This is a genomic window from Bartonella mastomydis, from assembly GCF_900185775.1.
Taxonomy (GTDB): Bacteria; Pseudomonadota; Alphaproteobacteria; order Rhizobiales; family Rhizobiaceae; genus Bartonella; species Bartonella elizabethae.
In genome coordinates this window covers 559322-574044 of record NZ_LT883137.1, presented here as the reverse complement: position 1 = coordinate 574044, position 14723 = coordinate 559322, and the positions used below count along the sequence as shown (strand labels likewise).

General features: G+C 40.0%; 11 protein-coding genes. All 11 read right to left on the bottom strand.

The genetic code is table 11. The annotated features are described in order from the left end of the window. Positions 1 to 24: 24 nt before the first annotated feature. The 11 genes from gpsA to acnA all read right to left on the bottom strand — a co-directional run bounded on the left by gpsA (position 25) and on the right by acnA (position 14705). The gene (gene gpsA / locus FJG96_RS03135) at positions 25 to 1029 is read right to left on the bottom strand and encodes an NAD(P)H-dependent glycerol-3-phosphate dehydrogenase (protein WP_139412690.1); all 1005 of its coding nucleotides are present in this window, start codon (positions 1027 to 1029) and stop codon (positions 25 to 27) included. A 403-nt stretch (positions 1030 to 1432) separates the two neighbouring features. Continuing rightward, the gene (cyoD, locus tag FJG96_RS03130) at positions 1433 to 2401 is read right to left on the bottom strand and encodes a cytochrome o ubiquinol oxidase subunit IV (protein ID WP_139412689.1); all 969 of its coding nucleotides are present in this window, start codon (positions 2399 to 2401) and stop codon (positions 1433 to 1435) included. Further along, positions 2401 to 3069 carry a cytochrome (ubi)quinol oxidase subunit III gene (locus tag FJG96_RS03125; RefSeq protein ID WP_139412688.1) on the bottom strand — a complete coding sequence of 223 codons (669 nt, stop codon included), beginning with the start codon at positions 3067 to 3069 and terminating at the stop codon, positions 2401 to 2403. Before FJG96_RS03125 ends, cyoD begins: the two co-directional genes overlap by 1 nt. Continuing rightward, positions 3066 to 5084: a cytochrome o ubiquinol oxidase subunit I gene (gene cyoB, locus FJG96_RS03120; protein ID WP_139412687.1), complete on the bottom strand. Its 2019-nt coding sequence runs from the start codon at positions 5082 to 5084 to the stop codon at positions 3066 to 3068. Before cyoB ends, FJG96_RS03125 begins: the two co-directional genes overlap by 4 nt. 75 nt (positions 5085 to 5159) lie before the next feature. Then, entirely contained in the window at positions 5160 to 6131 is a 972-nt protein-coding gene (cyoA, locus tag FJG96_RS03115; protein WP_139412686.1) for a ubiquinol oxidase subunit II, read from the bottom strand. A gap of 106 nt (positions 6132 to 6237) precedes the next feature. Continuing rightward, complete coding sequence (gene aroQ / locus FJG96_RS03110; protein WP_139412685.1) at positions 6238 to 6705, bottom strand: type II 3-dehydroquinate dehydratase; 468 nt, start codon at positions 6703 to 6705, stop codon at positions 6238 to 6240. Positions 6706 to 6760: 55 nt separating this feature from the next. Beyond that, positions 6761 to 7894: a DNA replication/repair protein RecF gene (gene recF, locus FJG96_RS03105; RefSeq protein ID WP_139412684.1), complete on the bottom strand. Its 1134-nt coding sequence runs from the start codon at positions 7892 to 7894 to the stop codon at positions 6761 to 6763. A gap of 20 nt (positions 7895 to 7914) precedes the next feature. Then, positions 7915 to 9036 (bottom strand): DNA polymerase III subunit beta, encoded by a 1122-nt coding sequence (gene dnaN, locus FJG96_RS03100; protein WP_139412683.1) that lies wholly within the window; start codon positions 9034 to 9036, stop codon positions 7915 to 7917. 186 nt (positions 9037 to 9222) lie between these two features. Next, the gene (gene dnaA / locus FJG96_RS03095; RefSeq protein ID WP_139412682.1) at positions 9223 to 10794 is read right to left on the bottom strand and encodes a chromosomal replication initiator protein DnaA; all 1572 of its coding nucleotides are present in this window, start codon (positions 10792 to 10794) and stop codon (positions 9223 to 9225) included. Positions 10795 to 11509: 715 nt separating this feature from the next. Beyond that, entirely contained in the window at positions 11510 to 11776 is a 267-nt protein-coding gene (rpsT, locus tag FJG96_RS03090; RefSeq protein WP_139412681.1) for a 30S ribosomal protein S20, read from the bottom strand. Between the two features lie 241 nt (positions 11777 to 12017). Continuing rightward, on the bottom strand, positions 12018 to 14705 hold the full coding sequence (acnA, locus tag FJG96_RS03085; RefSeq protein ID WP_139412680.1) for an aconitate hydratase AcnA: 2688 nt from the start codon (positions 14703 to 14705) through the stop codon (positions 12018 to 12020). Positions 14706 to 14723: the final 18 nt, after the last annotated feature.

Here is a 14723-nt window from a genome sequence, read left to right as displayed (position 1 = left end):
GTTATTTAAAAATACAGGATAACACTATATTTCGTCCTTGAGAGTGCGACTTAGTAATGTGTCAGCTGCTTCAGTTATGTCTTTACCACTATAGAGAATTTGATAGATTTGTTCTACAATAGGCATTTCTACCCCAATACGTTGCGCTAACGTATGGACTTCCTTGGTATTCAAATACCCTTCCACAACCTGACCAATTTGTCTTTCCGCTTCTTTTATATCTATTCCTTTACCAAGAAGTAGCCCAAAACGACGATTACGTGACTGATTATCAGTACATGTCAAAACCAGATCACCTAAGCCTGTCATCCCCATAAATGTGGAAAGCTCAGCCCCCATAGCACCCCCTAAACGACTAATTTCAGCGAGTCCTCGTGTGATAAGAGCTATTCGTGCATTTGCCCCAAATCCCATGCCATCTGATATTCCTGCACCAATAGCAATAACATTTTTGACAGCTCCCCCTAATTGAACACCAATCATATCTGAACTTTTATAAACTCTAAAACTTTTGTCACAATGAAAAAGTTGCTGCAATTCTTCAGCAAACCCAACATCAGAAGCAGCTATCGTCATTGCAGTAGGCCAACCAATAGCGAGTTCTTTAGCAAAAGTTGGTCCAGAAAAAACAGCTAAAGGGATTTTTTCACCTAAAATCTCACGAGCGACATCTTGTAAGAGACGTCCTGTACCACGTTCTAAACCTTTCGTTGCCCAAATAACGCGTGAATATTGATCCAAATAAGGCTGAATATTATACAACACTTGATGAAATACATGGCTTGGAACAGCGATTAGTATATTATCACTTGCCGTTATCGCAGTTTTAAGCGAAGCTTCAAGGAATAAATTTTCAGGAAATCGAATATCAGGTAAATATACTTGATTACAACGTTCTTCTTGTAATTTTTTGATGTGTTGAGAATTATATCCCCAAAGTAAAACATTATGACCGTTACGAGCAAGAGCAATCGCTAATGCAGTACCAAAAGAACCAGCACCAATAACTGTCATTGCAACGGTTTTCATTAAGTTTTCTGTTTATTTTCTAAATTGCCGATTTAAATCACACGTTATTATTATAAATAACCTCAATGCTCTCTTTAATATAAATCCTGTAAAATTAAAACGTTACTTCTCCGTAGCTTTATTTACACAACATAAAAACTGTTTTCCACACCCCCTTTCTTTGTATTGAATTGTACAAAGACCATCCTTTATATTTTTTACAAATAGCCATTTGTTTCAAAAATTAAAGCTTGATTAAATAACTCAAGGGACCGTCTTGTTAAAAATACAAGTGTATTCAAAACCATGATACGCATTCCCCTGATATCTTACACTTAGCCTCTTCTTCATACCCTACGATTTTTTTCGACAACACCTGTAGAGCTGATATATGCCGCATCAGCTCTACAGGTATTTTTTACAACTATTCTACAGGAGAGTGCATACTTGGAGTTTGCTCCATAGGCACTTCTGAACTAGGTGCTTGATCCACGGGAGTCTGCATACTTGGAACTTGCTCCATGGGTACTTCTGAACCAGGTGCTTGATCCACGGGAGTCTGCATATTTGGAACTTGCTCCATAGGAACTTCTGAACCAGGTGCTTGATCCACGGGAGTCTGCATATTTGGAACTTGCTCCATAGGAACTTCTGAACCAGGTGCTTGATCCACGGGAGTCTGCATATTTGGAACTTGCTCCATAGGGACTTCTGAACCAGGTGCTTGATCCACGGGAGTCTGCATATTTGGAACTTGCTCCATAGGCACTTCTGAACCAGGTGCTTGATCTACGGGAGTCTGCATATTTGGAACTTGCTCCATAGGAACTTCTGAACCAGGTGCTTGATCTACGGGAGTCTGCATACTTGGAACTTGTTCCATGGGCACTTCTGAACCAGGTGCTTGATCTACAGGAGTCTGCATACTTGGAACTTGCTCCATGGATATTTCTGAGTCCAGCATATTTTCTGACTGTTTTCTTACAGATATATCTTTGTTTGATAACTGCTCAGATACTGAAGAATCATCCATTCTTGATATTTCTGGTTCAATAACACGTCCCGAGCCACCCATCATATTATAATTCAAATGGGAAATAGCCCACCACGTACCTCCAATAATAACAAAAACGCAAATAGCAGCAAACCATAAAGCGCTTAAATTCCATTTGGCATCTGGACCAGAGTTCAAGTGTAAAAAGAAAACAATTTGTACTATAATCTGAATAATTGCCATCCCAATAAGATACGCAACCTTTGTACTAATTGCCCAACTTTCCATCATTCCATACATTACAGGAACAAAAGAACCCAGGGTAAAAAATACAGCCAGAATAAAACCAACCAAATAGGAACCAGTACTGGGACCATGTGTTTCATTTTGCATGCTCATCACAACGCTCCTAATAGATAAACCATGGTGAAAACACCAACCCATACAATATCAAGTAAATGCCAAAAAATCGAAAGGCATGCTAAACGTGTTTTATTATTCTGATCCAAGCCATTACGACGAAGATGAAAAAACATCACAACCATCCAAAGAAGACCAACACTTACGTGAAGTCCATGGGTGCCAACCAAAGCAAAAAATGCTGACCAATAAGCAGAGAGAATTTCTCGTCCAAAAAGCTGTAAACCTGTTGCAGGATCGATACCCGCATAAGCATTTGGATCATAATAAAAAACCTCACCCAACAATTCATGGAATTCGTAAAGTTCCATACCAATGAAGCAGCACCCCAATACAAAGGTAATAGCCATCCATAAACGCACACCACCAATGTTGTTTTTATGTGCTTGTACCATTGCAAAACCATAAGTGACGGATGAAAACAACAAAAAAGCAGTCTCAACTAAAACAAACTTTAAATCTATAAATTCATTACCCGCTTTACCGCCCCCATAAGAAGCAGAAAAGACAGCAAAACTTGAAAAAAGTGTCGAAAACAGGATCAAGTCTGAAAGAATATAGACCCAAAAACCAAACGTCATGACCGAGCTACTATCGTGGTGAAGTTCATCCACAGTATTCGCATTATTCATTGTTACTGCACTCATACTGTCACTCCTTGTTCTTTAAGAACAGCTGTAAAGGCATCTTCAGTTTTTTGTACTTCTTCAGCTGGAATATAATAACCATGGTGATCACCTGTTAATGAATGACACACAAGCGTTGCAACAAAACCAACTAGTCCGATCGCAACAAGCCACCAAATATGCCAAACAAGCGCAAAACCAACAACTAATGAGAAGAAGCCAGCAATAATTCCAGCTGATGTATTTGATGGCATATGAATTTTTGTAAATCCACTTGTCGGGCGTTGATAACCACTTTTCTTCATATTCCAATAAGCATCATCAGACTGTATCTTTGGGAGAAGAGCAAAATTATAGGAAGGAGGTGGTGAAGAGGTAAACCATTCAAGTGTACGTGCATCACCCCAAGAATCATTTAACGTTACCGGTAAGTGACCTTTATGCTTAATACCGTACCAAATTGCCAAAACAACCTGTAACACAAAACAAAGGATACCAAGTAAGATAATAAGAGCACCTAGAGCAGCAATAATAAACATTGGTTGCCAACTAGGTTCCATATAATGCTGAAGACGACGCGTCGCTCCCATTAAACCAAGAGCATAAACAGGGAAAAAGGCAAGATAAAAACCAATAAACCAACACCAGAAAGATGCAATCCCTAGTATGCGATTTGGTTTATAACCAAAAACTTTTGGAAACCAAAAAGCAAGCCCAGCTAGATAAGCAAAAACAACGCCTCCGATAATCGTATGGTGAAAATGCGCTATCAAAAACAGCGAATTATGAAACTGCCAATCAGCAGGAACAATAGATAAGAGAACTCCCGTTAATCCACCACCAACGAACGTAAAGATCATGCCCATGCACCAAAGCATTGGAGGTTCAAAGCGTATCCTTCCTTTATACATTGTGAGCAACCAATTGAAAACTTTTACACCTGTTGGAACGGCAATAATCATCGTTGCGATACTAAAGAAGGTATTTACAGCTTCACCGCCACCCATTGTGAAGAAATGATGTCCCCAAACAAGAAGCGAAAGAATCAAAATAACCACCATAGCCCATATCATGGAAGTGTAACCAAAAAGGCGTTTCGAGGAAAAAGTTGACACAACCTCAGAAACAATCCCAAAAGCAGGAACAACCAAAACATAAACCTCAGGATGACCAAAAACCCAAACATAGTTAATCCATACCATTGGATTTCCGCCACCAACATTGGTAAAGAAATTCATGCTCAGATAACGATCACAGGCCAAAAGTGCAAAGGCTACGGTTAAGACAGGATAAATCACTAAAATAAGGACATTACTGACAAAAGCGCTCCAACAAAAAACAGGCATTCTCATCATTGTCATTCCAGGAGCACGCATCTTAATCATTGTTGCAACGAAATTGACTGCCCCCATAGTTGTTGCAATACCAGAAAGCTGAAGTGACCATAAATAATAGTCTACCCCTGTATCTGGACTCGTTTGCAACTCTGTAAAAGGTGGGTACATAAGCCAACCACCACGGCCAAAATTACCAACACCTAGTGATATATTAATCAAAATGGCTCCTGCAGCCGTAATCCAAAAACCTAGATTATTCGCAAAGGGAAAAGCAACATCACGCGCACCAATTTGAAGCGGTATAAGATAATTAAAAAGACCAAATAAAATAGGCGTGGCCATGAAAAAAATCATGATCGTACCATGCGCCGAAAAAATTTGATCAAAATGCTCAGGGGGCAAATAACCTGCTGTCTCACTCCCAAGAGCTAAAGCTTGATGCGTCCGCATCATAAGCGCGTCCGCAAAACCGCGAACAAGCATAATAATTCCAAGTACTATATACATAATACCGATGCGTTTATGGTCAACAGTTGTAATCCAATTTCGCCATAAAATCCCCCACCACCCAAGCGCCGTTAAAGCAAGAACAGCAACTAAACCAATTACAACAATCGCGATACATGTATACAAAACGATCGGCTCATGTGCAAGCGCATGAAAAGCACCTGCCGTAGGATCTGTAAGTCTTCCAAACATTTCTCAACCCATTTCAAATGAAATTCAAGTTTAAAAGAAACCTTATGTTAAAAGGGCCCTTTCTCTATTGATCCTTTAAATAACATCAGGATCAAATACTGAACACAGTGCACCCCACAGTGTCTGAGCAGCAGCACGTTTCATTAAATCTTCATTACATACCGTATTTTCATCGACACATCGATTAACAACACGATAGTAAAGCCGCTTCTCAACAGGTGCAAAATAACGAACCTCAGCATCTTTCTCTTTCGCAGCAATATCACCCATACGAGGCGCAATAGAAAGTTGACGATAAGACTTACGATCAAGTTCTCGACCATTAGCCCGAGCTTTCACAATCCAATCTTCAAAATCCTGCGAAGACACAGAATGCCACTTAAACCGCATCCCTGAAAAACCATCGCCGCTGTAATTTGCTGAGGTCCCCTTGAATACGCCTTGTTCTTCAGCGATCAAATGCAACTTAGCATTCATCTGCGGCATAGCGTAAAGAACTGTACCCAATTTAGGGACCCAAAAGGCATTGACAGAATTTTCCGACGTCAATTGCAATAAAACTTGACGTCCTTTAGGCGCGTAAATTTCATTGACCGATGCAACACCATATTGAGGATAAATAAAAACCCATTTCCAATCAAGAGATATAGCATCAATCTGCAATGGCTCTCCTTCACCCACAACCTCTATTGGAAGAGGCTTAGCAGGCTCAAGCTTATAGGTATAATAAGCCGTTAGTGAACCTAAAACCATTACAATTACAATCGGGATACCCCACATTACAGCTTCAATTTTATTTGAATGCGCCCAATCAGGAGAATAGTTCGCTTTCGTATTCGATGCACGATATTTTATCGCTAAAAATACCACACTCACCATAACTGGAATGACAACGCAAAGCATAACAAGCACACAAACAACAATCAAAATGAGCTGCTGACGCGCCACATAACCTGATGGCTGAAGGACATCCATTTTACAACCAGACAAAAGCAGTGCTCCCCCTAAAATCACAAGCATTCCTAATTGTCGAACAAAGCTTTTCATCTTTTTTTACCCCCGTCATATGCACTAAAAATTGCCATAAATATAATACCTCATATTGTACAGATTTGAAAATAATTATCAAGTGAATTCAATGCCTATATTACTCTTATCCAACACTTAACTCTTTACCTTTACAACTTATTAATTGTTTTGCAATATACTCAAGCGCAAACCGATATCCATCACTTCCAAACCCACTTATGATAGCGTCTACACCCGCAGATGTATAAGAATGATGACGAAAAGCTTCACGTCGATAAATATGGGATAAATGAACTTCTACTTTTGGCCCTGAAAACATTTTTAGAGCATCAAGAAGAGCAACAGATGTATGGCTGTAAGCCGCTGGGTTGATGATTAATCCAGAACTTAATCCTATTGCTTCTTGTATCCATTCTACTAGCTGACCCTCATAGTTACTTTGATAAAAATTTACGATAACATCAGCTCTTTTTGCCCATTCTCTGCAGTTTTTTTCTATATCTTCTAGAGTTTCAGTTCCATAAATTTTTGGCTCACGTTGACCCAGAAAATTTAAATTAGGACCATTTAAAATCGTTATCATCACAGACATAGCAAGCCTTTTCTTCTCGACCATCACTTAATTAAAAAAATATTTAGCATGTTTTTTACAGTAATAAAGCGCCATTCTTAATCTCAAAAAATTCTGCACGTCCTTTTAAGTCATCAAATAAAAGACGATCTGTTCCTGTCATAAATGTTTGCACAGCTAAATCATCAAGAATATCAAATAAAGCAGCACGTCGATGTGAATCAAGATGAGCAGCCATTTCATCGAGAAGAAGAATGGGAGCCCTTTCCGATATCATACCCGTTAGACGAGCATGACACAAAACCAGACCTGTCAGAAGTGCTTTTTGTTCACCTGTTGAACAAGATGTTGCTGCTCTATTTTTATCTGCATAAAAAACTTGTAAATCTGTGCGATGGGGGCCCTCTAATGTTCGCCCAACAGAACGATCCATTGCGCGATTACGCCGCAACAAATCACAAAATTGCTCTTCAACTTCGGTGGCTGATAGTCTCCTTAGAGCTGTTTCCAAAAAACCATCAATTTGCAAAAAAGCCCGTGGAAAAGGTATCTGAGATGGCATTTGTGTAAACATGTCATTTACAAGCCGAATAACATCAATACGCGCCGCAGAAATAGCTGTCGCCAATTCCGCCATCTGCTTTTCTAATGCATCAAACCAAGCAGTATCTTCATTGCCATCCAAAAACAAACGATTACGTGCGCGCATCGCTCTATCATAATCGGATATACGGCGACTATGCAAAGGATCAATCGCCAAAACCATACGATCCAAAAAACGCCGGCGTTCAAGCGAAGGGCCGGTAAAAAGACTATCCATAGAAGGTGTTAGGATACTAATATGACAGTAATCTGTTAAGCAATCACTTGGCTCATTCACACCATTAATATGGACCTTTCGACTGTTATCGCTAACCTCCAAAGCTGTACCAATCTTCACTTCACCATAAAGAGCACATTCAAGACAGGCAAAGATAACAAATCCTTCACCGCCACCCTCTATAAAGCTAACATCAGAATATGCAGCCCGTCGCAAACCACGACCCGGAGAAAGAAAAGATAACGCCTCTAAAAGATTCGTCTTCCCCGCACCGTTGTGGCCCGTAAAAACCACATGCTGACCCGAAAAATCAATATTTAAAAAAGGATAATTGCGATAACGTAAAAGCTTTAGCTGCCTCACGGACACTTTATGCACATGACTTGCCATGCATTGCAAAACAATCGCCCCTAAACACGAATAGGCATCAGTACATAGAGCACATCCGCATCATCATTATCACGAATCAGAGCTGGTGCTCCAGCTTCAGCCAACATAAAAACCATCTCATCGCTTGAAAGCTGCCCAGCAATATCCAAAAGATACCGTGAATTAAATCCTATCTCAAGTGGTTCAGATGTGTAAGTTACGGATAATTGATCTTCCGCACTGCCCGAATCAGGACTATTCACAACAAGCCTTAACTGTCCATGCTCAATCGTTAACTTAACTGCACGCCCCCGATCACTTGAAATCGTTGAAACACGATCAACTGCTGAAGAAAAATCCTGTCTATTAACAACTAATTCTTTATCATTTCCAAGAGGGATAACACGTTGATAGTCTGGAAATGTTCCATCAATTAACTTTGATGTAAAAATCACAGAACCTACAGAAAAACGAATTTTTGTCTCTGAAAGCTCTATACATACATCACCATCATTTTCTTCTGAAAGAAGTTTTTGCAACTCTCCCACAGCTTTACGAGGAACAATAACACCAGGCATGCCTTCAACTCCTGAAGGCGCTTCCATCTCAACTTGTGCCAAACGATGACCATCCGTTGCCACCAAACGCAGTTTTAAAACATCATCATGAATAACATGGAAGTAAATACCATTAAGATAATAGCGGGTTTCTTCAGTAGAAATAGCAAATTGCGTACAATCAAGTAAATGTTTCAACCCTGAAGCCGATAGAGAAAAGCGATAACCAAACTGTCCAGGAAGTGACTCTGGAAAATCTGCCTTTGGAAGACATTGAAGCTGAAAATGTGCACAACCTGAAACAACGGACATTGTACTTGATTGATTCTCATCAACGGATAATGCAACTTCATTGCCATCAGGAAGTTTTCGTATGATATCATAGAGCAAATGTGCCGGAACAGTTGTTGCTCCAGCTTGTTCCACATTAACTGTAAAAGATTCCGTAACCTCTAAATCAAGATCTGTTGTCTTTAACTGTACACGACCATTTTCTGCATCAATCAGAACATTCGATAAAATAGGAACAGTATTACGGCGCTCTACCACACGGTGAACACGACCAAGAGACTTGAGAAATTGATTGCGATCCACTGTAATACGCATAAAAGCCCCGTATGATTTACCAAAAACGATAAGAATTTCTTCGAATTAAAATAACAGATCCTTTTTAAAGAATCGCCTGCTAGAGTTTATTAAACCTCTTTTGAAATGGCAAGTCACTCCTGCATAAGAAAAAAAAATCCTTCCACAAAATCCCTTAAAGTTTCTTCAAAAAAGAAATGATAAACACTATACAGCCTGTTCTCCAATCAATCGCTTCAGCAATTCAAGTTCCTTGGCCAAGGTCTGATCACCACAAACTAAATCTTCAATTTTACGTACAGCGTGTAAAACTGTTGTATGATCACGTCCACCAAAACGGCGTCCTATTTCTGGCAATGAGCGAGGCGTTAATACTTTCGCTAAATACATCGCAACTTGTCGTGGCTTTACAACCGTCCGTGTTCGACGATTAGACAACAAGTCCTGTTTAGAAACATTATAATGGCGTGCCACCGTACGCTGAATTTCTTCAATCCGAATGCGCTTAGGTTCACCTGGACGTGTCAAGTGACCTAATAACTCGTCAATCCGTTCTAAAGATAAATCAGACTCAAAAGATTGACGAAATAAGAGCTGGTTAAATGCGCCTTCAATATCGCGCCCTGACCCTAAAACCGTTTTTGCAATATATTCCAAAACATCATCAGAAATTGATATCATGCTATCATCTCGCTGTGCCACCTTCAACCGCTGGCGTAACATTTGCAAACGCATTTCATAATCTGGAGCCTCAATTTCAAGGGCAACCCCTCCCTGAAGACGAGACCGAACACGAAGATCAAGAGATTCTAATTCCGCTGGTGGACGATCTGCAGCGACAACAACCTGTTTTGCACTATCAAGCAACATATTAAGTAAATGGCAAAATTCATGTTGTATCGACTTACCTTGCAAAAACTGCATATCATCAATAATCAAAAGGTCGATATCGCGAAGCTGTTCTTTAAAAGAAAGAGCATCATTATCACGAATAGCTGTTGCAAAACGCCACATAAAATATTCAGCCGTTAAATAAATAACACGCGCAGATGTTAAACGCTTCAATGCAGAAGCGGCAATCGCTTGAAGCAAATGTGTTTTTCCTAAACCAACTGACGCGTGAATAAAAAGAGGATTAAAACGCAAAGCACTTTTATGCCCTTCTGCAATTGAACGCGCTGCCGCTAAAGCAACGCGATTAGATGCTCCCTCAACAAAGCTTTCAAAAGTATAGCGAGAATCAAGGGGAGACCCAAAAACTCCTGCTTGAGAACTTTTGGCTGAGTGCTCTGCACAATTCTCAACAAAAGATGAAGTTGTCGGCTCCTCCAGCACAACAGAAGGCGCACTTGTTTTACAAACAACATCTCTTGAAACGCGCTCCATACCGCGAACAATGACTTCAACACGAAGAATTGCTGAGTTCTCTTGTTTCCATAAATGAGTCAAAAGAGAACCATAGTGATTATTAATCCATGAACGTAAAAAAGCGGTAGGAACAGAAAGCTTTACAAGAGTATGACTATACTCAGCAAGTTTCACACGACCAAACCAACTGGTATAAGCTTCAACACCAACCTGCGCCTTTAACTGTGCCATAACACGTACAAAAGCCGCCGCACTCTCTTCCTCTGAAACAATAGAATGCCCTATAGAAGCACTTCTACAAACAACCTCATTACTCTCTGTCATTCTATTCTTTATTATATTCTCTGCCGACAGGATATTCACCGAAACCCTTTTAAAGGAACTAGCTTTAGAGTTCAATTTATCCACCATCTTCCATCCTGATAAAAATAAAATTTTGTCCTGCCAAACAGCTAAAATAAACCTAGCGAAGGCAAAACGCCCTACCCCAAATAAGATTACTCACCCTCCCCTAGGATAGCCTCATCACAACCCCACTAACAAAGATGACCAATAAGATTTACTTGCACTCATGATATGACCCACCCTTCTAAAATGGTAAACATACCAACGAAGAGAACTAAAAAACCATCAAAAAAACCTATCCAACACAAAAGCTTTTCAAAAGCCTAAACCAAAGATGTTATATTCAACAAAATACAGGATAATGTGCTGATGTGACCCCTTCATGCTTTTTAGTCTTCATTAAGAACCATACAAAACAGCAGAGGTAAAATGCAAGAGGTCAAAATAAAATCAAAAGCTCTCAAAAAATGCTGTAAAAATGCTTATTTCAATGAGGAATGAGAAAAATTATTGATTCAATTCATTTTTTTTCTCTGAATTTACCAATCATTAAAGAATCTCTTCAGATTAAAAAAAAAAAATAAAATGCTTGACAAAAAAGACTCTGTAAAAATCCACAAAGCTTGTGGATAACCATACTCCCCCCCTATAAACTTTCTCTCTTTTTTCAAGAGAAGAATCGTTATCGATTCTTGTCTTCAATAGAAACTTTTTGAAACAATAAATAAAAAGCCAGTACCCTTACAGATACTGGCTTGTTTCTTAATAAAATAGAAAAAGCTTAAACGCTGAGATCCTTTAAACGCTTCGCTAAACGCGATACTTTCCTCGCAGCAGTATTTTTATGAAAAACGCCTTTAGAAACCGCACGCATAATCTCAGGCTCAAAATTTTTAAATGCAACTTCTGCAGACGCCTTATCGCCCCCTGCTATAGCATCATCAAACTTACGCATAAAAGTACGAACGCGTGAACGGCGGGCCCTATTAACCTGTGTGCGTGCTGCAACCTTGCGCACCGCTTTTCGAGCAGAAGGTGTATTCGCCATAAATATAATCTCTCTTTCAACACCTTGGTAAAATGAGCCTTAATAATAACTCTACCAATGTAAACAAACCTAACTCAAGCAAAACTATAAAGCTGCCTATAATTCATGTGGCTTATAGCGCAATGTCAAAGCCAACGTCAATTAAATTTTCAAAGACAAACATAAAAAACGAAACCAAATTCTTTGATCTGCAACTTTATAGCTTAATCGTTTAAAGATATTCCTCAACGAACAAAGGCATTTAAACAGCTAGCTTACGCAAAACATATTGTAAAATTCCACCATGATGCAAATAATCTAGCTCATCTTCAGTATCAACACGGCATAATAATGGAACAGTTTTTACTGTACCATCAGAAAAAGTAATTGTCGCCACTGTCTTTTGGCGAGGTTTCAAGTTATGAATCCCTTCAATTGTTACCTTTTCATCTCCCTTTAAGCCTAAAGATTTCCAACTTAACCCTTCCTCAAAGACAAAAGGAACAATCCCCATACCAACAAGATTAGAGCGATGAATCCTTTCAAAAGATTGCACAATCACCGCTTTGATACCAAGAAGATTAGTTCCCTTGGCGGCCCAATCGCGTGATGATCCATTGCCATATTCAATCCCCGCAAAAACAACGAGCGGAATACCTTCTTGTTTATACGCCATCGCTGCATCGTAAATGGTTTGTTCTACTGCTGAGGGATAGTGAACCGTATAACCACCTTCTCGACCATTTTCTCCTAACATGAAATTACGAATGCGAATATTAGCAAAGGTTCCACGCACCATAACTTCGTGATTCCCACGGCGCGTCCCGTATTGATTAAAATCAGCCACTGCAACACCATGATCCATTAAATATTTTCCAGCAGGAGAAGCTGCCTTAATAGAACCAGCAGGAGAAATATGATCTGTCGTGATTTTATCACCAAACAAACCTAAAATCCGCGCATCCTTAATATCTGGTAAGACATCAGGATTTTTCTGCATATCATCGAAATAAGGTGGATTACGGACATAGGTGGATTGCTCATCCCAAGAATAGGTAGACCCTGTAGGGATCTGAACTTTTTGCCAATTTTCATCTCCCTTAAAGACATCTGCATATTTTTCAGCAAAAACCTTACGCGTGACATTTTCTTCGATAAATGCCTGTATTTCTTGAGAAGTTGGCCAAATATCTCTCAAATAAATCGGTTGACCATTTGAATCTTCACCAAGAGGCTCTTTGGTTAAATCTTTACACACCGTCCCAACAAGCGCATGTGCAACAACTAATGGGGGTGAAGCTAAATAATTTGCTTGCACATCAGGGGAAACACGCCCTTCAAAATTACGATTTCCTGAAAGAACTGCAGCTGCAATAATGCCATTGTCATTAATCGTTTTGGAAATAGCTGGGTGCAAAGGACCAGAATTCCCAATACATGTTGTGCATCCAAACCCCACTAAGTTAAATCCTAATGCATCTAAATCTTTTTGCAGACCCGAATTTTTAAGGTAAGCTTCAACAACTTGTGAACCAGGTGCAAGAGAAGTTTTTACCCATGGTTTGCTTTTGAGACCCTTTGCCACCGCATTTCGTGCTAAAAGACCTGCTGCAATAAGAACACTTGGATTCGATGTATTTGTACAGGAAGTAATCGCAGCGATCACCACATCACCGTGACTGAGCGTATATTCTTCACCTTCAACCGGATAATACTCATCTTGTCCTGAAGTTTTCTTATAATCTTCAACCAATGCCTTCTTAAAACCTTGTCCAACATTTTCCAATGCAATACGCCCTTCCGGACGTTTAGGACCAGCCATAGAAGGAACAACAGTTCCCATATCTAATTCAATTGTATCACTAAAAACGGGATGCGCCACCCTTTCGTCATGCCACATCCCTTGTGCTTTGGAGTAAGCCTCGACTAAGGCAATCCGATTTTCATCACGCCCTGTCATGTTGAGATAACGCACTGTCTCCTTATCAATTGGAAAAAAGCCACAGGTTGCTCCATATTCAGGTGCCATATTCCCAATCGTCGCCCGATCAGCAAGCGTCATATGCTCCAAACCAGGGCCAAAAAATTCAACAAATTTACCAACAACGCCCTTTTGGCGGAGCATTTGAGTCACCGTTAAAACGAGATCGGTGGCTGTGACACCTTCTTTAAGTCTCCCTGTTAGGCGAAAACCAATCACTTCAGGTAATAACATAGAGACAGGTTGGCCTAACATTGCCGCTTCAGCTTCAATGCCACCAACCCCCCAACCTAACACACCCAAACCATTGACCATCGTCGTATGCGAATCAGTTCCCACACAGGTATCAGGATAAACCGTCTCTCCCCCCTCTTCATTCTTCATCCATACACATTGTGCTAAATATTCAAGGTTAACTTGATGACAAATCCCTGTGCCTGGAGGAACGACACGAAAATTTTGAAAGGCTTGTTGCCCCCATTTCAGAAAACGATAACGCTCACCATTGCGTTCATATTCATGCTCAACATTTTCCTTAAAGGCCATGGGAGTGCCAAAATCATCAACAATAACTGAGTGATCAATCACGAGATCAACTGGGATGAGAGGATTAATTTTTTCAGCGTTCCCACCAAGTTTGACCATAGCATCACGCATTGCAGAAAGATCAACAACTGCGGGAACACCCGTAAAGTCTTGCATAAGAACACGTGCAGGACGGTAGGCGATCTCTGCCCCTGCGCTCCCTTTATCATTTAACCACTTAGCAACATTGAGGATATCCTCTTTTTTAACTGTGCGACCATCTTCAAAGCGCAATAAATTTTCGAGAATAACTTTCATCGAAAACGGCAAACGCGAAATGCCTGCAAGTCCATTCTTCTCGGCTTCGATTAAGCTATAATAAGTATATTCTTTGCCACCAACCTTTAATATTCTGCGACAATTAAAGCTATCAATGTGAGTCATGACTGTCCACCCTCATAC

Coding starts and splice junctions, on each gene's coding strand:
- gpsA (WP_139412690.1), bottom strand. CDS start 1,029: ATGAAAACCGTTGCAATGACAGTTATTGGTGCTGGTTCTTTTGGTACT.
- cyoD (WP_139412689.1), bottom strand. CDS start 2,401: ATGAGCATGCAAAATGAAACACATGGTCCCAGTACTGGTTCCTATTTG.
- FJG96_RS03125 (WP_139412688.1), bottom strand. CDS start 3,069: ATGAGTGCAGTAACAATGAATAATGCGAATACTGTGGATGAACTTCAC.
- cyoB (WP_139412687.1), bottom strand. CDS start 5,084: ATGTTTGGAAGACTTACAGATCCTACGGCAGGTGCTTTTCATGCGCTT.
- cyoA (WP_139412686.1), bottom strand. CDS start 6,131: ATGAAAAGCTTTGTTCGACAATTAGGAATGCTTGTGATTTTAGGGGGA.
- aroQ (WP_139412685.1), bottom strand. CDS start 6,705: ATGTCTGTGATGATAACGATTTTAAATGGTCCTAATTTAAATTTTCTG.
- recF (WP_139412684.1), bottom strand. CDS start 7,894: ATGGCAAGTCATGTGCATAAAGTGTCCGTGAGGCAGCTAAAGCTTTTA.
- dnaN (WP_139412683.1), bottom strand. CDS start 9,036: ATGCGTATTACAGTGGATCGCAATCAATTTCTCAAGTCTCTTGGTCGT.
- dnaA (WP_139412682.1), bottom strand. CDS start 10,794: ATGGTGGATAAATTGAACTCTAAAGCTAGTTCCTTTAAAAGGGTTTCG.
- rpsT (WP_139412681.1), bottom strand. CDS start 11,776: ATGGCGAATACACCTTCTGCTCGAAAAGCGGTGCGCAAGGTTGCAGCA.
- acnA (WP_139412680.1), bottom strand. CDS start 14,705: ATGACTCACATTGATAGCTTTAATTGTCGCAGAATATTAAAGGTTGGT.